This is a genomic window from Dyella marensis (assembly GCF_900112865.1).
GTDB classification, from domain to species: Bacteria; Pseudomonadota; Gammaproteobacteria; order Xanthomonadales; family Rhodanobacteraceae; genus Dyella_D; species Dyella_D marensis_A.
This window is the reverse complement of the sequence record NZ_FONH01000003.1, coordinates 410,825-428,018: the sequence shown is the minus strand read 5'-3', so window position 1 is coordinate 428,018 and position 17,194 is coordinate 410,825. Positions and strand designations below refer to the sequence as shown.

The 17,194-nt window shown below is 68.8% G+C and carries 18 protein-coding genes and 1 tRNA gene; 8 read left to right on the top strand and 11 right to left on the bottom strand.

Translation table 11 applies throughout. The features are described 5' to 3' along the window. Nucleotides 1–23 precede the first annotated feature (23 nt). From BM172_RS07635 to BM172_RS07625, 3 genes are all read right to left on the bottom strand, one after another. Nucleotides 24–1,640, bottom strand: a complete 1,617-nt coding sequence (locus BM172_RS07635; RefSeq protein ID WP_026636273.1) for an N-acetylmuramoyl-L-alanine amidase — start codon at nucleotides 1,638–1,640, stop codon at nucleotides 24–26. Between the two features lie 186 nt (nucleotides 1,641–1,826). Beyond that, nucleotides 1,827–2,297, bottom strand: coding sequence for a tRNA (adenosine(37)-N6)-threonylcarbamoyltransferase complex ATPase subunit type 1 TsaE (gene tsaE, locus BM172_RS07630; RefSeq protein WP_026636272.1), 471 nt, complete (start codon nucleotides 2,295–2,297; stop codon nucleotides 1,827–1,829). Then, nucleotides 2,294–3,778 carry a bifunctional ADP-dependent NAD(P)H-hydrate dehydratase/NAD(P)H-hydrate epimerase gene (locus BM172_RS07625; protein WP_026636271.1) on the bottom strand — a complete coding sequence of 495 codons (1,485 nt, stop codon included), beginning with the start codon at nucleotides 3,776–3,778 and terminating at the stop codon, nucleotides 2,294–2,296. The genes tsaE and BM172_RS07625 overlap by 4 nt, the downstream gene beginning before the upstream one ends. 50 nt (nucleotides 3,779–3,828) lie before the next feature. Between BM172_RS07625 and queG the strand changes: the two genes are divergently transcribed. Beyond that, on the top strand, nucleotides 3,829–4,902 hold the full coding sequence (queG, locus tag BM172_RS07620; protein ID WP_026636270.1) for a tRNA epoxyqueuosine(34) reductase QueG: 1,074 nt from the start codon (nucleotides 3,829–3,831) through the stop codon (nucleotides 4,900–4,902). A gap of 5 nt (nucleotides 4,903–4,907) precedes the next feature. Here the strand turns inward: queG and pgi are convergent, their stop codons facing one another. The 6 genes from pgi to pcnB form a co-directional block, all read right to left on the bottom strand. After that, entirely contained in the window at nucleotides 4,908–6,545 is a 1,638-nt protein-coding gene (gene pgi, locus BM172_RS07615) for a glucose-6-phosphate isomerase (protein ID WP_026636269.1), read from the bottom strand. 106 nt (nucleotides 6,546–6,651) lie between these two features. After that, nucleotides 6,652–7,038: an aspartate 1-decarboxylase gene (gene panD / locus BM172_RS07610; protein ID WP_026636268.1), complete on the bottom strand. Its 387-nt coding sequence runs from the start codon at nucleotides 7,036–7,038 to the stop codon at nucleotides 6,652–6,654. Between the two features lie 99 nt (nucleotides 7,039–7,137). After that, nucleotides 7,138–7,983 carry a pantoate--beta-alanine ligase gene (panC, locus tag BM172_RS07605; RefSeq protein ID WP_026636267.1) on the bottom strand — a complete coding sequence of 282 codons (846 nt, stop codon included), beginning with the start codon at nucleotides 7,981–7,983 and terminating at the stop codon, nucleotides 7,138–7,140. 11 nt (nucleotides 7,984–7,994) lie between these two features. Next, the gene (gene panB / locus BM172_RS07600; protein WP_026636266.1) at nucleotides 7,995–8,825 is read right to left on the bottom strand and encodes a 3-methyl-2-oxobutanoate hydroxymethyltransferase; all 831 of its coding nucleotides are present in this window, start codon (nucleotides 8,823–8,825) and stop codon (nucleotides 7,995–7,997) included. Nucleotides 8,826–8,891: 66 nt separating this feature from the next. After that, entirely contained in the window at nucleotides 8,892–9,374 is a 483-nt protein-coding gene (folK, locus tag BM172_RS07595; protein WP_026636265.1) for a 2-amino-4-hydroxy-6-hydroxymethyldihydropteridine diphosphokinase, read from the bottom strand. Further along, nucleotides 9,371–10,747 (bottom strand): polynucleotide adenylyltransferase PcnB, encoded by a 1,377-nt coding sequence (gene pcnB, locus BM172_RS07590; RefSeq protein WP_026636264.1) that lies wholly within the window; start codon nucleotides 10,745–10,747, stop codon nucleotides 9,371–9,373. The genes folK and pcnB overlap by 4 nt, the downstream gene beginning before the upstream one ends. Before the next feature lie 166 nt (nucleotides 10,748–10,913). Here pcnB and BM172_RS07585 point away from each other — a divergent pair. Continuing rightward, a tRNA-Glu gene (locus tag BM172_RS07585) sits at nucleotides 10,914–10,989 on the top strand. 47 nt (nucleotides 10,990–11,036) lie between these two features. Beyond that, nucleotides 11,037–11,360, top strand: a complete 324-nt coding sequence (fdxA, locus tag BM172_RS07580) for a ferredoxin FdxA (protein ID WP_026636263.1) — start codon at nucleotides 11,037–11,039, stop codon at nucleotides 11,358–11,360. An 85-nt stretch (nucleotides 11,361–11,445) separates the two neighbouring features. Here the strand turns inward: fdxA and BM172_RS07575 are convergent, their stop codons facing one another. Beyond that, nucleotides 11,446–12,042, bottom strand: coding sequence for a hypothetical protein (locus BM172_RS07575; RefSeq protein WP_026636262.1), 597 nt, complete (start codon nucleotides 12,040–12,042; stop codon nucleotides 11,446–11,448). Between the two features lie 34 nt (nucleotides 12,043–12,076). Further along, nucleotides 12,077–12,970, bottom strand: coding sequence for a 4-hydroxy-tetrahydrodipicolinate synthase (gene dapA / locus BM172_RS07570; RefSeq protein ID WP_026636261.1), 894 nt, complete (start codon nucleotides 12,968–12,970; stop codon nucleotides 12,077–12,079). Nucleotides 12,971–13,095: 125 nt separating this feature from the next. On the opposite strand from dapA, the gene BM172_RS07565 reads away from it, so the two are divergent. The 5 genes from BM172_RS07565 (at nucleotide 13,096) to thiD (ending at nucleotide 17,185) form a co-directional block, all read left to right on the top strand. Beyond that, nucleotides 13,096–13,650 (top strand): glycine cleavage system transcriptional repressor, encoded by a 555-nt coding sequence (locus BM172_RS07565; RefSeq protein ID WP_026636260.1) that lies wholly within the window; start codon nucleotides 13,096–13,098, stop codon nucleotides 13,648–13,650. 294 nt (nucleotides 13,651–13,944) lie between these two features. Further along, entirely contained in the window at nucleotides 13,945–14,406 is a 462-nt protein-coding gene (locus BM172_RS07560) for a peroxiredoxin (RefSeq protein WP_026636259.1), read from the top strand. 157 nt (nucleotides 14,407–14,563) lie between these two features. Beyond that, the gene (locus BM172_RS07555) at nucleotides 14,564–15,943 is read left to right on the top strand and encodes a PhoH family protein (RefSeq protein WP_026636258.1); all 1,380 of its coding nucleotides are present in this window, start codon (nucleotides 14,564–14,566) and stop codon (nucleotides 15,941–15,943) included. Between the two features lie 118 nt (nucleotides 15,944–16,061). Further along, nucleotides 16,062–16,355, top strand: a complete 294-nt coding sequence (locus BM172_RS07550; RefSeq protein WP_026636257.1) for a GIY-YIG nuclease family protein — start codon at nucleotides 16,062–16,064, stop codon at nucleotides 16,353–16,355. 44 nt (nucleotides 16,356–16,399) lie between these two features. Next, the gene (gene thiD / locus BM172_RS07545) at nucleotides 16,400–17,185 is read left to right on the top strand and encodes a bifunctional hydroxymethylpyrimidine kinase/phosphomethylpyrimidine kinase (RefSeq protein WP_026636256.1); all 786 of its coding nucleotides are present in this window, start codon (nucleotides 16,400–16,402) and stop codon (nucleotides 17,183–17,185) included. Nucleotides 17,186–17,194: the final 9 nt, after the last annotated feature.

The window sequence follows — 17,194 nt, the reverse complement described above, 5'->3', positions numbered from 1 at the left end:
AAAAACAACATGTTGGAGAGGAATCAGCCGGCCGGAATCGCCAGCACCATGCCCGCGTGCACCGCATCGGTATTGATGCTGCGGTTGGCGTTCTTCAGCGCGGTGATGCTGACGCCGTACTGCCGCGCGATGCTGCGCAGGCTTTCGCCGGCAGTGACGCGGTGCAGGTCGCGCACGTTGGCGTCGGCGCGGTCGCCGTCGTTTTTCGCACTGGCGACCTTGACCTCGCCGGACCTCGCCGAACCGGCCATGGCCTGCGCCACGGCCTTGCTGGCGGCGGTGGAGACCGGATGGTCCGCGTCGTCATCGTCGCTCTTCGGCACCGACGCCACCACGGTGCCGTTGCGGCGCGAAGCCTGCGCGGCGAACCACGAACCCGGCGGCGGGGTGGACTCGAAATAGCTGCGCACGCCGCCCATCACGGCTTCGGCCAGGTGCGACTGGTGCGACGGGTCGCGCAGCTTGCGCTCCTCGTCCGGATTGCTGATGAAGGCCGTCTCGACCAGGATCGAGGGCACGTCCGGCGAGCGCAGCACCACGAAGTTGGCGCGCTCGACGTAACCGCGGTGGGTCGGCCCCAGGCCGCCCAGCGCCTTCAGCACATTGGTGGCGACCGCCTCGCTGGCCTGCATCGCATAGCCCTGCTGCAGGTCCAGCAGCACCGCGGCGAGGCTGTCGTCCTTGTCGTCCAGCGACACGCCGCCGATCAGGTCGGCGCGGTTTTCGCGGTCGGCCAGCCAGCGCGCCGCCTCGCTGGTCTTGCCGCGCGGCGACAGCACCCACACCGAGGAACCCTTGGCGTCGCCGTTGACGAAGGCATCGGCGTGGACCGAGACGAACAGGTCCGCATTGTTGCGGCGGGCGATGTCGTAGCGCTGCTTCAGCGGGATGAAGAAATCCGAGTCGCGCGTCAGCACGGCCTTCATGCCCGGCTGCTTGTTGATCTGCGCGGCCAGCTCGCGCGCCACCGCCAGGGTGACGTTCTTTTCCAGCGTGCCGCCGGGGCCGTGGGCGCCCGGATCCTGGCCGCCGTGGCCGGCGTCGACCGCCACCACCACCTTGCGCTCGCCGTTGAGCAGCGCCGCGGCCTGGCGCGTGGAGGCCATGCCGCTCTGGGTGGACTTGAGGCTGTTCTTGCCGGACGCCGCCGTCTTGATCGCGACCGGGGCGGGCGGCGGCGCGGCATCGTCGTCGCCGTCGTCCTGCGCCGGCGCGGGGACGGCCTTGGACGAGGCGGCCACGCCGTTGCCGGGGTAGACATCCACCACCAGGCGATAGCCGTAGTTGGCGGCCGGCTGCAGCACGAAGCTCTTGTAATGGCTGGAGGAATCGACCTTGGCCACCAGCTGCAGGCGGTTGCCCTGCTGGTTGCTGTCCAGGCCCTTGAGCAGGCCTTGCGACTTCGGCGCGGCGTAGTCGTCGGCCAGGCCGCTGCGGCCCAGGTCGATCACCAGCTGGTCGCCGTCCTGGCGGGTCTTGTAGTCCACCGGACCGGATACATCGAGCACCAGCCGGGTGTATTCCGGGCCAGCCCAGACACGGGCGGATTTCACGTCGGCGGCATGAACGGCGCACAACGGCGCCATCGCCAGGGCGACGAAACAGGAAAACTGACGGAAGTTGGCCGGATATCCCCTCATGGTCGCGCATTGAAGCTCAGCACTTTCCTGAATGCAAGTGCTTTTTCCCTGAAATATCCATAACCTGCAGCGGTTTTGTCAGGCTGGGTCCAGGTATCGGACGCAAGCCGCGCTGGGGGAAGGGTTTCGTCCGGGGCTGGGACGGAACCCAAAATCTCATTAACTACCGATACTTAGCGCGGCGACTCAGCCGGAAAGCGGCACGCGCGCCAGCACGAGCTCGCCGCGCGGGCTGCGCGCCGCCGCCCGAGCCCTGCGGCCGGTGCCGGCGTAAGCCAGATCGATCAGCAGATCCGGCGCCGGCAGTGCGCCGGTGCCGCGTTCGGGCCATTCCACCAGCACCAGGGCTGCGGGATCGGCCAGCGCGTCCAGCCCCAGCCACTCCAGCTCGCCCGGATCGGCGATGCGGTACAGATCCAGGTGCCAAGCGGTGCGGGCGTCGAGCCGGTAGGACTCGACCAGGCTGTAGGTCGGGCTCTTGACCCGTTCGCCCACGCCCAGCGCTTGCAGGAAAGCCCGCGCGAAGCTGGTCTTGCCGGCGCCCAGGTCGCCGTGCAGATAAATCACTGCGCCACCATCGACTGCGCCCGCCAGGACGGCGGCAAAGGCGGCGGTCGCGTTTTCGTCGGGCAGGTCCTGCTGCAACGTGGTGTTCATGCGTTGCGCTCGTTGAGCAGCCAGCGCAGCGGCGCCAGCAGGTCCGTAGCCAGCAGGCCGCGCTCGCCGCCATCCGCGGCGGCCGCATCGCCCGCACGCGCATGCAGGCCGACGCCGAGGCAGGCCGCTGCCCAGCCCTCGCAGCCCTGCGCCAGCAGCGCCGCGACGATCCCGGTCAGCAGGTCGCCCATGCCGCCCGTCGCCATGCCGGGGTTGCCCCAGGGGCAGACGGCGACGCGGCCGTGTGGATCGGCGATCAGGCTGCCGGCCCCCTTGAGTACCGCGACGGCGTTGTACTTCCGCGCCAGCGCGCGCACAGCGGAGTAGCGGTTCGCCTCGATGTCGGCGATCGAACGTTCCAGCAGCCGCGCGGCTTCGCCCGGATGCGGCGTGATCACCGTCGTCGCTTCGAACGTGCGCGGCTCGCGCGCCAGCAGATTGAGGCCGTCGGCATCGAGCACCATCGGCATGCCCATGTCCAGCGCGGTCAGCCACAGCGCGTGGCCCCAGGCGCCCTGCCCCAGTCCCGGTCCGAGCGCCAGCACGTCGGCGCGCTGCAGCAGTGGCTGCAGGGCCTGCGGGCCGTCGACGCCGTGCGCCATCAGTTCCGGACGGGCGCTGTTGAGCGCGATCAGGTTCGCCTCGCGCGTCGCCACGCTGACCAGCCCCGCGCCGGCGCGCAGCGCCGCTTCGCCGCACAGGCGGATCGCGCCGGCCGTGCCGAGATCGCCGCCGATCGCCAGCACGTGGCCATTGCTGCCCTTGTGCGCGTGGCGCGGGCGCGGCGGCAGCGTCGCCGGCTGCAGCACCTCGGCGTCGGGCACGATGCCGTCCCGGAGCTCGTCCGGCAAGGCCAGCGTGTCCAGTTCCAGCACGCCCACGTGATCCGCCGCCTGGCCGGTATGCAGGCCGCGCTTGTGCGCGATGAAGCTGACGGTGACGTCGGCGCTGATCGCCTCGCCCGGGCACTGCCCGGTATCGGCATTGAGGCCCGAGGGCACGTCCAGCGCGAGGATCGGCTCGCCACCGGCGTTCAGGCGCCACAGCAGGTCGGCCACGGCGGGCTCCGGCGCACGGGCCAGGCCGGTACCGTACAGCGCATCCACATGCACATCGGCCACCGGCAGCCCGGTCACGGCGCTCCATGGCTGGACCTGGCCGCCGGCTTCCTCGAAGCGGCCACGCGCCGTCGCGGCGTCGCCGCGCGATTCGCCGGAAAGCGCGAACAGCATCACCTGATAGCCGGCTTGCAAGGCGAGCGCGCCGAGCAGGAAGCCGTCGCCGCCGTTGTTGCCGGGTCCGCAGTACACCGCGATGCGCCGCGCGCGCGGCCAGTGGCGCTGCAGCGAGGCGAAAGCGGCCGCCGCGGCGCGGCGCATGAGTTCGATGCCGGGGATACCCAGCGCGTCGATGGCGCGACGGTCCAGCGCACGCACCTGGTCGACGGAATAGAGCTCGTGGCGGTGCGGGCTTGGCGTCATGCGCGGGATTATAGGCGGGAGCCGTACCCGGCGGACTTACAATGACCGTCATGTCCTCTTCGTCCGCCCTCGCCCACGACTACGCCGCGCTCGCCGCCGACATCAAGCGCTGGGCGCGCGAGCTCGGCTTCGCCGACGCAGGCATCGCCGGCATCGAGCTGGGCGAGGACGAGCAACACCTGCAACGCTGGCTGGACGACGGCCACCACGGCGAGATGGACTACATGGCCCGCCACGGCACCAAGCGCAGCCGTCCGGCCGAGCTGGAACCCGGCACGCTGCGCGTGATCTCGGTGCGCATGGACTACATCCCGCCCGGCACGCGCAACGCCTGGGCCGTGCTGGAAGACGCGGACGCCGGCTACGTGGCGCGCTACGCGCTGGGCCGCGACTATCACAAGCTGATGCGCAACCGCCTGCAGAAGCTGGCCGAACGCATCCACGCCCAGGTGGGCGATTTCGGCTACCGCGCCTACGTGGATTCCGCGCCGGTGCTGGAGAAGGCGCTGGGGCGCAATGCGGGCCTGGGCTGGATCGGCAAGCACACGGTGCTGATCAACCGCAGCGCCGGTTCCTATTTCTTCCTCGGCGAGCTCTACACCGACCTGCCGCTGCCGGTCGACGAAGCGGCCACCGCGCATTGCGGAACATGCCGCCGCTGCATCGACATCTGCCCGACCCAGGCCATCGTGGCGCCATACCGGCTGGATGCGCGGCGCTGCATTTCCTACCTGACCATCGAGCTCAAGGGCAGCATTCCGGAAGCACTGCGCGCGCCGATGGGCAACCGCATCTTCGGCTGCGACGACTGCCAACTGATCTGTCCGTGGAACAAGTTCGCGCGCGATGCGGCCGAACCGGATTTCGCGCCGCGCCACAGCCTGGACGGTGCGCGGCTGGTGGAGCTGTTCGCGTGGAGCGAGGAGGAATTCCTGCGCCGCACCGAAGGCATGGCGATCCGCCGCACGGGCTACGAGGGCTGGCTGCGCAATATCGCGGTGGCGCTGGGCAATGCGCCGGACTCGAGCGAAGTGATCGACGCGCTGCGCTCGCGCGCGGCGCATCCGTCGGAGGTGGTGCGCGAACACGTCGCCTGGGCGCTGGCGCGGCACCAGGCGACGTAAGGCGCTCAGCCTTCGCGGCGCTGGGCGATCTCGTCGAGCAAGGCGCGCGTGGCGGTGTCGAACGAGGAGAGATCGTCCGTCTGGCCTTCCAGCGCCGGCAGGATCTGCCGGGCGATCGACTTGCCCAGCTCCACGCCCCACTGGTCGAACGCGTTGATGCTCCACAGATGGCCGAGCATGAACACCTTGTGCTCGTACAGCGCGATCAGCGCGCCCAGGCTTTCCGGCGTGAGCGAGTCGAGCAGGATCACCGTGCTCGGACGGTCGCCTGGGAAGGTGCGCTGCGCGGCCAGCACGCGGCGCGCCTGCTCGTCGCCGCTCTTCGCCTCGGCCAGGGCTTCTTCGAAGGTCTTGCCCAGCGCCAGCGCGGCGGCCTGCGCCAGCAGGTTGGACAGCAGCGCGTCGTGGTTGGCGCGCAGCGGATGCGCGGGACGCACCACGCCGATGAATTCGAGCGGCACCGTATCGGTGCCCTGGTGCAGCGACTGGAAATACGCATGCTGCGCATTGGTGCCGACGCTGCCCCACACCACTGGCGAGGTGGCCTGCGCCACCGGCTCGCCCTGCGGCGTGACCTGCTTGCCCAGGCTTTCCATCTCCAGCTGCTGCAGGTACGAGGTGAGGTCGCCCATCAGGTCGGCATAGGGCACCACCGCGCGGCTGCTGCGGCCCAGCGCATTGCGGTTCCAGTATTCGACCAGGCTCAGCAGCACCGGCAGGTTTTGCTGCCAGGGCTTGCTGCGGAAGTGATCGTCGACCTGCGCCGCGCCGGCCAGCAGCGCGCGGAAATGCTCCATGCCGATGGCCAGCGCCAGCGACAGGCCCACCGCCGACCACAGCGAGAAACGGCCGCCGACGAAGTCCCACATCGGATAGATGTTCGAGGTGGCCACGCCCCAGCGCTCGGCCTCGGCGGTGTTGGCGCTGACCGCGAGAAAATGCTTCGAGGTGGCGCGCGCATCGCCGTCGTAGGAGCGCAGGATCCAGTCGCGCAGCACGTTGCCGTTGAGCAGGGTTTCCTGGGTGGTGAAGGTCTTGGAGACCACGATCACCAGGGTGCGGCGCGGATCGAGCTGGCGCATCAGCTCGTAAGCGGCCTGGCCGTCGACATTGGTGAGGAAATGGCTGCGCAGCTCCGGCACATGGAACGGCGACAGCGCGCGCACGGCCAGGCGCGGACCGAGGTCGGAACCGCCGATGCCGATGTTCACGACGTCGGTGATCTTGGATGGCAGGCCCATGCTGGCCGCGTCGCCGCGCTCGATCGCGCGGACCAGTTCCTCGATCCGCTGCAGGGTGCGCTCGATCTCCAGGCGCGCCTCGCGCGGCGCCATCGGCGGCAGGTGCGAGGCGCCGCCGCGCAGCGCGGTGTGCAGCACGGCGCGGTCTTCGGAAGTGTTGATCGGCTCGCCTGCGAACATGGCGTCGCGGGCGCGCTGCCAGCCGCTGGCTTCGACGTGCTCGCCCAGCGCCTGCAAGGCTTCGTGGTCGAGCTTCTGCCGGCTGAGGTCCAGCAGCAGCGGGCCGACGCGATGGCGCAGGCGCTGGCCGCGCTCCTGGTCCTGCAGCAGGTCGCGCAGATGGGTGCGCGAAAGACGTTCGACGTGTGCTGCCAGGAAGGACGGACTGCGCTGCTGCGACATGGGCTCGTACTTGGCGGGGAATGGGAACCCCGATCTTAGAGCCAACACGTGGCGCCTGAGTAGCGCGCCACGCGCCAGATCGCCGCCTTTTTCCGGCGGCTTCGCTTCAGGCCGCGGCCATCTGCTTGGGGATGGAGCGGTTGGTGTGCGAGATGTGATTGTCGGCATCCACGTAGACCAGGGTCGGCTGGAACTGCTCCAGCTCCGCCTCGGACAGCTGGGCGAACGCGGCGATGATCACCAGGTCGCCGGGCTGGGCGCGATGGGCCGCACTGCCGTTGACCGAGATGATGCCGGAGCCTTCTTCCGCGCGCAGCGCATAGGTGACGAAGCGCTTGCCGTTGTTGATGTTCCACGCGTGGATCTGCTCGTACTCGCGGATGCCGGAGGCATCGAGCAGCGCGCCGTCGATCGCGATCGAGCCCTCGTAGTGCAGCTCGGCGTGCGTCACCGTCGCGCGGTGGATCTTGGCCTTGAGCATGTTCAGGTTCATGGCATGACTTCCAGCAAAAAAGGGCTGCGTAGCGGGCAATTATCGGATCGCGGACTATCCGGCCGCAACGAGGCCGGATGTCGCGCTAGATGGGGACGGTCAATCGAAGGGCAAGTTGTCGATCAGGCGGGTGCTGCCCAGGCGGGCGGCGATCAGCGCCACCAGGCCCTCGCGCTCGCCCTCGGCCGGCTCGGACAGGTCCTCAGCGCGGCGGATCACGGCGTAGTCCGGCTCGAAACCGGTGCGGGCCAGCTTGGAGGCCGCGGCCTGCTCCACCACCTTGACGGCGTGGCCCTTGCCGACCAGCTCGCGCATCTGCTGCAGGGTGGCATAGATCTGCGGCGCCAGCTCGCGCTCGGCGGGCGACAGGTACTGGTTGCGGGAACTGAGCGCCAGGCCGTCGTCGGCACGCAGGGTGGGCGCGCCCATCACCTTCACCGGCAGGGCCAGGTCGCGCACCATGCGCTCGATCACCTTCAGCTGCTGGTAGTCCTTCTGGCCGAACACGGCCACGTCCGGCTGCACCAGGTTGAACAGCTTGCACACCACGGTGGCGACGCCGTCGAAGTGGCCGGGGCGGTGCGCGCCTTCCAGGGTGTCGGTCACCTCCGGCACGTGCAGGCTCACGCTGCCGGCCGGGCCGAACGGATACATCGTCGCCACATCCGGCGCGAACACCAGGTCGCACTGCTGGTCGGCCAGCCCCGCCTGGTCCTGCACCAGGGTGCGCGGATAGCGGTCGAAATCCTCGTTCGGGCCGAACTGGGTGGGATTGACGAACACGCTCGCCACCACGCGGTCGGTGCGCGCACGGGCCAGCTTGATCAGCGAGTGATGGCCGGCGTGAAGGTTGCCCATGGTCGGCACGAAACCCACGGTCTGGCCCTGGGAGCGCCAGCCGCGGATCACGGCGCGCAGGGCCGCGGCGTCTTGCACAGTCTGCATGGAGGTGGGTCTCAGCTGAAACAGTGTTCGGGGGCTGGAAAAGCGCCGCTGCGCACGTCGTCGGCATAAGCGGCCAGCGCAGCCGCCACAGAATCGCGTCCGGCCAGGAAATCCTTGCTGAACTTGGGCCGCTTGCCCGGGGTGATGCCCAGCATGTCCTGCAGCACCAGCACCTGGCCGTCGCAATGCGGGCCGGCGCCGATGCCGATCACCGGGATGCCCACGGCCCGGGTCACCCGCTCGCCCAGCGCGGTGGGCACGCCTTCCAGCACCAGCAGGTCGGCGCCGGCCTGTTCCACTGCCTTGGCCTCGGCCACCACGCGGTCGGCGGCTTCCTGTTCGCGGCCCTGGATGCGGAAGCCGCCGAACTTGTGCACCGACTGCGGGGTGAGGCCCAGGTGCGCGCAGACCGGGATCGCGCGACTGGCCAGCGCGTGGATGCCGTCGAGGATGTGCGGCGCCGCGCCTTCGATCTTCACCATCGCCGCACCGCCCTCGCCCACCAGGCGCGCGCCGGCGTCGAGCATGTGCGGCACATCGCGGTCGCTCATGAACGGCAGGTCGCTCACCAGCAGGGTGGCGGACAGGCCGCGGGCCACCGCGGCGGTGTGGTAGACCATGTGATCCAGCGTCACCGGCAAGGTGCTGGCATGCCCTTGCACCACCATGCCGAGCGAGTCGCCGACCAGGGCGACATCGACGCCGGCCGTTTCCAGCTGCCAGGCAAAGCTGTAGTCATAGGCGGTGAGCACGACGATGCGCCGCCCCTCCCCCTTCATCGCCCGCAGGCCGGGCACGGTCACGGGCTTGCGGGCGGGGGCACTGGCATTCTGGACGTACACGGGGATGCCTTCAGCAGCGTCGTCGGAACGGGAGACGGCGATTATCCGCCGCATTGCACAAAAGGCTCAAGGCAGCGCTTCGCAGCCGCTGTGATCGAGCGCGGCGAGCAGTTCGGCGACCTTGCCCTGGCCGGGCAGGTCCAGCTCCGGCGCCAGATCCGCCAGCGGCAGCAGCACGAAGGCGCGCTCGCCGATGCGCGGATGCGGCAGGGTCAGGCGCGCGTCGGCCATGCGCACCCCTTCCATGTGCAGCAGGTCGAGGTCCAGCGTGCGCGGTCCCCAGCGCTCGCCCTCGCGGGTGCGGCCGGCGGCGCGCTCGATGGCGAGCAGGGCGTCGAGCAGTTCGCCGGCGGCCAGGCCGGTATCCAGCCGGACGGCGGCATTGAGGAACGGCGGCTGCTCCAGCATGCCCCACGGCGGCGTGCGGTACAGGCGCGAGCGCGCCGTCACCCGGGTCGAGGGCAGGCGCGCCATCGCCTCGATGGCTTCGCCGAGGTAGCGCCGGGAATCGCCCAGGTTGCTGCCCAGCGCCACGTAGGCGACGGTCACGCCGCTCCTGACTTGCCGCCGGACTTGCCGCCCGGCTTGCGGCGGCGGCGCTTGCGCGGCTTGCTCGCCGGAGCGGGGTCGGGGCCGCCGGCGGACGGTATATCGCCGCCGCTGCCGGACAGCGCGGCGGCCAGGGTCTCGTGCGGCAGCTGCTGGGCATGCAGCCACCACTGGCCCAGCTCGCGCACGGCCGGCGATTCGGTGGCGCGCAGCAGCAGGAAGTCGAAGGCGGCGCGGAAGCGCGGATGCGCCATCAGGCGGAACACGCGCTTGCGCTGCACCTGCTCGAAGCGCGGCTGCAGCGCCCAGATCTCTTCCATGGTGATGGTGAAGCGGCGCGGGATCGCCACGCGCTGGCACTGCTCGGACACCACGTGCGCCACCGCGCGCCCCCAGGCCTGCCCGCTCTCCACGCCCTTGACGATCCAGGCATGGGCCAGGTCGCGCACCTCGCCCCACAGCAGTACCGCGAACAGGAACGCGGGAGTCACCGACTTGCCTTCGGCCACGCGCGCATCGGTGCTGCCGAGGCCTTCCTCGATCAGCTGGCGCAGCGCTTCGTCGCCGCGCTTGAGCGAACGCGCGGTGGCCGGGAACATGAACTTGAGCAAGCCGCTCTGCTCCAGCATGCGGAAGCTCTTCAGGCCATGCCCGCTCAGGAACAGCTTGAGCGATTCGTCGAACAGGCGCGCCGGCGAGGCATCCAGCAGCAGCGGACCCAGTTCCTCGAACGGCGCGAACGCCGCGCCGTCGATGCGGAAGTTGAGCTTGGCCGCCAGGCGCACCGCGCGCAGCATGCGCACCGGGTCTTCGCGATAGCGCGTGACCGGGTCGCCGATCAGGTGCAGCACGCGGTTCTCCACGTCCTGCATGCCGCCGACGTAGTCGCGCACGGAGAAGTCGCTGATGTCGTAGTACAGCGCGTTGACGCGGAAGTCGCGGCGCAGCGCGTCCTCTTCGATGCTGCCCCACACGTTGTCGCGCACGATGCGGCCGTCGACGATGTGGCGGTCGCCGCCACCCTCGCTGCCGTCGTCCTCGCCAGTGCCGCGGAAGGTGGCCACTTCGATGATCTCCGGCCCGTACACCACGTGGGCCAGGCGGAAGCGGCGGCCGATCAGGCGGCAGTTGCGGAACAGCTTCTTGACGTCCTCCGGCGTGGCATTGGTGGCCACGTCGAAGTCCTTGGGATGGCCGCCGAGCAGGAGGTCGCGCACGGCGCCCCCGACCAGGAAGGCGTCGTAGCCGGCTTCGTGGAGGCGGTACAGCACGCGCAGCGCGGCCTTGCTGATGTTCTTGCGCGATATCACGTGCTGCTCGCGCGGAATGATGCGCAGCGACGGCGTGGCCTCGTTCCTTGCTTTCAAGTTCAAGCGGTTTGAATCCTTGCAGCGAAAGGGTTGCCGCATGGCCTTCGCCGAGGTCGAGCCGGGATGAACCCGGGGCTGCGCCAGCAAGGCTTCGGGCATGCGACAGCTGTCACGGAGGGCATTGCCGGCCGCAACAATTTCGCTATACTAGCGCGCTCCGGTGCTTTTCGCTCCCTTCGTCTAGTGGCCTAGGACACCGCCCTCTCAAGGCGGGAACACGAGTTCGAACCTCGTAGGGAGCGCCACTTCCGGGCCGCACAGGCCCTCCCGGCATATACAGGCCTGCGACCGCATGACCTTTGTCGTCACCGACAACTGCATCAAGTGCAAGTACACCGACTGCGTCGAAGTCTGCCCGGTCGACGCCTTCCATGAAGGCCCCAATTTCCTGGCAATCGATCCGGACGAGTGCATCGACTGCACCCTGTGCGAGCCGGAGTGCCCGATCAATGCCATCTATCCGGAAGATGACGTGCCCGCCGGGCAGGAGTCCTTCGTGGCGCTCAACGCGGAGCTGGCCAAGGCCTGGCCGGTGATCACCGAGCGCAAGGACGGCCTGCCGGACGCGAAAGAGTGGGAGAACAAGCCGAACAAGCTGGATCAGCTGCAGCGCTGAATCCGAGTTTTCCGATATCCCGGAACACAAAAAAAGCCGCCCATCGGGCGGCTTTTTTTCATGGCTGCGTCGCCGAAGGGCGGGATCAATTCCCGCCCAGGCGCGCCTTCAGCGTATCCACCACCTTGGCCACGGCGGCGCCGTCGCCCTGTGCGCGGACTTCGCTGGCGCTCTGGCCGCTCGGACCGACCACCACCTGCACCTGGTGCGGCGCGGCGCCCGGCGCGGCGGCGGAGCTGTCCTTCTTGCCGCCGCCGAAGATGCGGTGGAAGAAGCCCGGCTTGCTGGCCGGGGCGGCCGAGGCGACCACGCTCAGCGTATAGGCATGGCCGGCATCGTCGTGGCTCACCACCTGGCCGATGTCGCCCTGCTCCAGCGCCTGGCCGACGCGGCGATAGGCGTTGTCGACCGAGTCGGACAGCACGAAGCCGTCGGCGATCACGCCGCCGCCCTTGCCCACGCGCGCAGTGGCGCCATTGGCGGTCGGGTTGTTGGCGCCCTGCTCCGGGATCACCAGGGCGGCGCTGGTCGACGGCGTATCGAGGCCCGGCGGGATCTCCAGCGGCGTTTCCTGCTTGGCGGCTTCCCAGGCCTTCTCCGAGCGGAACATGCCGCAACCGGAGAGCAGCAAGGCGGACAGGGCCAGGGCCGGCATGGCGACGAGGAGCGGGGATTTCTTCATTGAATTGGAGTTCCGTTGAGAGATCGGGCGGCCATCAGGCCGCGTTTGCCAAGGATGCCAGAGCCGCCAGCGCTTCGGCGATGCGCGTCCGCTCCGGGCCGTCCTGCAGTTCGACCAGGGGCAGGCGCGGCGCCGCCGAACCCAGCCCCAGCGCCGGCAGGCCGGCCTTCACGGCGATCGGGTTGGGTGCGCAGTTCAACGCCTGAACCAGCGGAGCGAGTACATCGTCGCAACGCGTGGTGGCCGCCGCGTCGCCCGAGGTCGCCGCGTCGCACAGCTCGCGGAAGGCCTTGGGCGCCAGGTTGGCGACTACCGAGATGGTGCCGGCCGCGCCGGCCAGCATGGCCTTGCCGGCGGTCGGGTCGTCACCGGACAGGTAGACGAAATCCGCGCGCGCAAGTTCCGCGAGGGCGCGGATGCGCTCGTCGCTGCCCACCGCTTCCTTGATGCCGACGATGGCCGGATGCTCGCGCAGCGCCGCGACAGTCTCCGGCAGCAGGTCGCAAGCGGTGCGGCCGGGCACGTTGTAGAGCAGCACGGGCAGGCCGCCATGCTCGGCGACCTCGAGGAAATGGCGGCGCAGGCCTTCCTGCGTGGGCCGCACGTAGAACGGCGCCACCACCAGCGCGGCGTCGGCGCCCAGCTCGCGCGCGCGGCGGGTCAGCGCCACGGTCCTGGCCGTGCCCGCTTCGCCGGTGCCGGCGAGCACCGGGATGCGCCCGGCGATGCGTTTGACCGCGAAGCTCAGCAGGGTCTCGTATTCGTCGTGCTCGAGCATGTGGGCTTCGCCGGTGGAGCCGGCGACCACCACTGCCTGCGTCCCGCCGGCGACCTGGTAGTCCAGCAGCCGCCCGAAGGCGTCCAGGTCCAGCGCGCCGTCCGAGGTGAACGGGGTCGCCAGGGCGCAGATACTTCCACCAATCTTCAAGACACACTCCGGCCAGAAGCCAAGCCCTGCATGTTACTTGCGACCTCGGAGGGGCGACAAGTAAGCTCGCCGGGCCTTGCGCCGCCGTCCCGCGCTGCGCGGGTCCTCGCCACAGGCCGACATCCTTGAACCGTTCCTCGCGTACCGGCAACGACCACCAATTGCTGATCCAGGCGCTGACCCCGGCGCAGCGCAGCCCCCTGCTCAACCTGGCCCGCCGTATCGCCGATGCCGGCTGCAATCTGGCCGATGCGCGCGTGTCCAGCATCGGCGTGGACACCTCGCTGACCCTGCTGGCGACCGGTTCGTGGGACGCGGTGGCCAAGCTGGAGTCCGCCCTGGCCAAGTTCGCGCGCGAGGAAGACGTGCACCTGGTGCACTACCGCACCGACACGCGCGCCCAGGCCTCGCGCCTGCTGCCCTACCTGGTGGAAGTGATCTCGGCCGACCGGCCCGGCATCCTGGTGCGCATCATCGATTTCTTCGACCGCCACGGCATCGCGGTGGAGCAGCTGCACTCGATGCGCTACCAGGCCATGCAGACCGGCGCGCCGATGTTCCAGGCGCAGATCACCGTGGGCATTCCCGCCGACACCCACATCGCCGCGCTGCGCGACGACTTCCTGGAGTTCTGCGACGGACTCAACCTGGATGCCATCATGGATCCGGTGAAGTTCTAAGAAGGTCTGAAGGGTCGGGCCGCCGGAAACTTCGTTCGGGCCCTTTGGCGCGGGAGAGCCAGCATGCCCCCGCCACGCCGCCGTTGGCAAGGGCTGTCATCCGCCGCCGCAGGCGCGCTAGTCTTGGCCCCGAAGAGGCAATACCGGAGGGCCGGCGCGCATGCAGTCCGCACATCGAGCGAGCACCATCGCACGACGCGCCGCCTTCCACTCCGTGCCGACCACCGGCCGCCAGCCTGCCTCCCCCACGACAACCACAAGACGGAGCCCGTCCGCGGCTTCGCAGGAGCAGTCATGCCAGATCTCGGCAAAAAGATTCCCAAGCTCAAGGGCGCGCTCGGCGACGGCGGCGAGCTGAAACTCGACAGCCTCAAGGGCCAATGGGTAGTGGTGTATTTCTATCCCAAGGACAGCACGCCCGGCTGCACCAACGAGGCCAAGGATTTCCGCGACCTCTACCCGAAGTTCCGCAAGCGCAACGCGCAGGTGCTGGGCGTCTCGCGCGATTCGGTGAAATCCCACGCCAATTTCGCCGCCAGGCAGGAGCTGCCATTCCCACTGGTTTCCGACCCCGAGGAAACCTGGTGCCAGGCCTTCGACGTGATCCACGAGAAGGTGCTGTACGGAAAACGTCACATGGGTGTCGTACGAAGTAGCTTCCTCATCGACCCCGAAGGCAGGCTGGTCCAGGAATGGCGCAACGTGAAAGTACCGGGGCACGCCCAGGCCGTGCTCGACGCCATCCCCGCCAAGTGAACCCTTCCGACCTATCCGTCGCGTCCCGTCCGCGCTCGCCGCGCCGGCGGGCCGCACGCGCTTTTTCCGGCCCGGCGGGCCGGATTCCCACGGCATCCCGCATGCCGGGTTCCATGCCGCGTTTTCTCAACCAGCAAGCCAGCGAGGCAACTTCCGTATGACCGGAAGCAAGCGCATTTACGCTCTCGATACCAATGTTCTGCTGCACGATCCCACGTCGCTGTTCCGCTTCGAGGAGCATGACGTGTTCATCCCCATGACAGTGCTGGAGGAGCTGGACGAAAAGAAGAAAGGCGCCTCGGAAGTCTCGCGCAACGGCCGCCAGGTCAGCCGCTTCCTCAACGAACTGATCGAACGCGGCAACGGCCACGGCATCAGCAACGGCCTGGAACTGAGCAGCCCGCAGGGCATCAAGCTCAAGCGCAACAACACGGTGGGCCGGCTGTATTTCCAGCAGCGCGCCACCAACGGCCACGGCAAGGCCGACAACCTGATCCTGGCGGCGGTAATCGAGCTGCGCGACCAGAATCCCGACCGCGCGGTGATCCTGGTCAGCAAGGACATCAACCTGCGCATCAAGGCCAAGATCTATGGCATCGATGCGGAGGACTACGAGAACGACCGCGCGCTCGACGACTTCGCCCTGCTCTACACCGGCTCGACCGAGCTGACCGAGGAGTTCTGGGACCGCCACCCGGAAGTGCAGTCGTGGAACGAACGCGGCCGCACCTTCTACAAGGTCAAGCGCCGCGACGACGAGGACTGGCATCCGAACCAGTGCCTGTTCCTGCCGGGCGACAACAGCGTCGAGCTGCGCGTGCTGCACGTCGACGAGGAAGAAGCCACCCTGGTGCTGCTGGACGACCATAGCCATGCCAACCATGCGGTATGGGGCATCGCCGCGCGCAACCGCGAGCAGAACTTCGCGCTCAACGTGCTGATGGATCCGGACGTCGACTTCGTCACCCTGCTCGGCACTGCCGGCACCGGCAAGACCCTGCTCGCGCTCGCGGCAGGCCTGGCCCAGGTGATGGACCAGCAACGCTACCGCGAGATCATCATGACCCGCGCCACGGTCTCGGTCGGCGAGGACATCGGCTTCCTGCCAGGCACCGAGGAGGAAAAAATGACGCCGTGGATGGGCGCGCTCACCGACAACCTCGAAGTGCTCGCCAACCCGGAGGAAGGCGGCAGCTGGGGCCGCCAGGCCACCAACGACCTGCTCGCCTCGCGCATCAAGATCCGCTCGCTGAACTTCATGCGCGGCCGCACCTTCCTGTCGCGCTACCTGATCATCGACGAGGCGCAGAACCTCACGCCCAAGCAGATGAAGACCCTGATCACCCGCGCCGGCCCCGGCACCAAGATCGTCTGCCTGGGCAACGTGGAGCAGATCGACACGCCCTACCTCACCGAGACGACCTCCGGCCTGACCTATGCGGTGGATCGCTTCAAGGGGTGGGAACATTCGGCGCACATCACGCTGCGGCGCGGCGAGCGGTCGAGGTTGGCGGATTTCGCTTCGGAGGCCTTGTAAAATTGGGGCTCCTTTAGCCGTCATTCCGGCGTAGGCCGGACGAGCGCGCAGCGCGAAGAACACCCGTAGGGTGGCCCCGAAGGGGCGAGCGAAGCGAGTCATCCAGTAGAGACACGCCATGGACCGGCGACAACCTTGCGTCTACATGCTTTCCAGCGGGCACAACGGCATCCTGTACATCGGCGTGACCAGCGACCTCCTGAAGCGCGTGTGGCAGCATAAACATGGCGTGATCGACGGCTTCTCCAAGCAATACGACGTCCATGATCTCGTGTGGTACGAACTGCACGAGACCATGGAGTCGGCAATCCTCCGCGAGAAGGCGCTGAAGAGCTGGAGGCGGCAGTGGAAGTTGCGCCTGATCGAAGGCGAAAACCCCGAATGGCGCGACCTTTATCCGGCGTTGCTGTAACTGGATTCCGGCCTGCGCCGGAATGACGAGCAAGAAGAATCGACGTGTCCTCTCTTACCCCACCCATCGCCCTCACCATCGCCGGCTCCGATTCCGGCGGCGGCGCGGGTATCCAGGCTGACCTCAAAGCCTTTCATGCGCGCGGCGTGCATGGGCTATCGGCCATCGCGGCGATCACCTCGCAGAACACCCGCGGCGTCACTGCCGTGCATCCGGTGCCGCTGGCGCATATCGGCAGCCAGCTCGAGGCGGTGTTCGACGACTTCGCCATCGGCGCGGTGAAGACCGGCATGCTCGGCAATGCGGCGATCGTGCGGCTGGTCGCGCACGAGCTGCGCCGGCGCCAGCCGGCATGGCTGGTGGTCGATCCGGTGATGATCGCCACCAGCGGCGCGCGCCTGCTGACCGAGGGCGCGGTCCGCGCCATGGTGCATGAGCTGATCCCGCTCGCCGACGTGCTCACGCCGAATCTCCCCGAAGCCGAAGCGCTGCTCGGCCATCCGATCCGCACGGCCCGCGACTACGACCGCGCCGGTGTCGCCCTGCGCGCGCTGGGCGCCGATGCCGTGCTGCTCAAGGGCGGCCACGCCCGCGGCGGCGAAGTGGTCGACCGTTTTTACGACGCCGACGGCGTGCTGGAACTGCGCCACCCGCGCCTGCGTGTGGAAGGCCATGGCACCGGCTGCACGCTGGCCTCGGCGATTGCCGCGGAGCTGGCCAAGGGCAAGCCGCCCCGTGCCGCCGTGCGCCAGGCGGTGGCCTATGTGCAGCGCGCGCTGGCCAGGGGCTACCGCCCGGGCAAGGGCGAGGTGCGCGTGCTGCGGCACTGAAGGCGCGGG

Excerpts from the sequence above, each read along its gene's own strand:
- BM172_RS07635 (WP_026636273.1), bottom strand. The coding sequence starts at position 1,640 with ATGAGGGGATATCCGGCCAACTTCCGTCAGTTTTCCTGTTTCGTCGCC.
- tsaE (WP_026636272.1), bottom strand. The coding sequence starts at position 2,297 with ATGAACACCACGTTGCAGCAGGACCTGCCCGACGAAAACGCGACCGCC.
- BM172_RS07625 (WP_026636271.1), bottom strand. The coding sequence starts at position 3,778 with ATGACGCCAAGCCCGCACCGCCACGAGCTCTATTCCGTCGACCAGGTG.
- queG (WP_026636270.1), top strand. The coding sequence starts at position 3,829 with ATGTCCTCTTCGTCCGCCCTCGCCCACGACTACGCCGCGCTCGCCGCC.
- pgi (WP_026636269.1), bottom strand. The coding sequence starts at position 6,545 with ATGTCGCAGCAGCGCAGTCCGTCCTTCCTGGCAGCACACGTCGAACGT.
- panD (WP_026636268.1), bottom strand. The coding sequence starts at position 7,038 with ATGAACCTGAACATGCTCAAGGCCAAGATCCACCGCGCGACGGTGACG.
- panC (WP_026636267.1), bottom strand. The coding sequence starts at position 7,983 with ATGCAGACTGTGCAAGACGCCGCGGCCCTGCGCGCCGTGATCCGCGGC.
- fdxA (WP_026636263.1), top strand. The coding sequence starts at position 11,037 with ATGACCTTTGTCGTCACCGACAACTGCATCAAGTGCAAGTACACCGAC.
- BM172_RS07575 (WP_026636262.1), bottom strand. The coding sequence starts at position 12,042 with ATGAAGAAATCCCCGCTCCTCGTCGCCATGCCGGCCCTGGCCCTGTCC.
- BM172_RS07560 (WP_026636259.1), top strand. The coding sequence starts at position 13,945 with ATGCCAGATCTCGGCAAAAAGATTCCCAAGCTCAAGGGCGCGCTCGGC.
- BM172_RS07555 (WP_026636258.1), top strand. The coding sequence starts at position 14,564 with ATGACCGGAAGCAAGCGCATTTACGCTCTCGATACCAATGTTCTGCTG.
- BM172_RS07550 (WP_026636257.1), top strand. The coding sequence starts at position 16,062 with ATGGACCGGCGACAACCTTGCGTCTACATGCTTTCCAGCGGGCACAAC.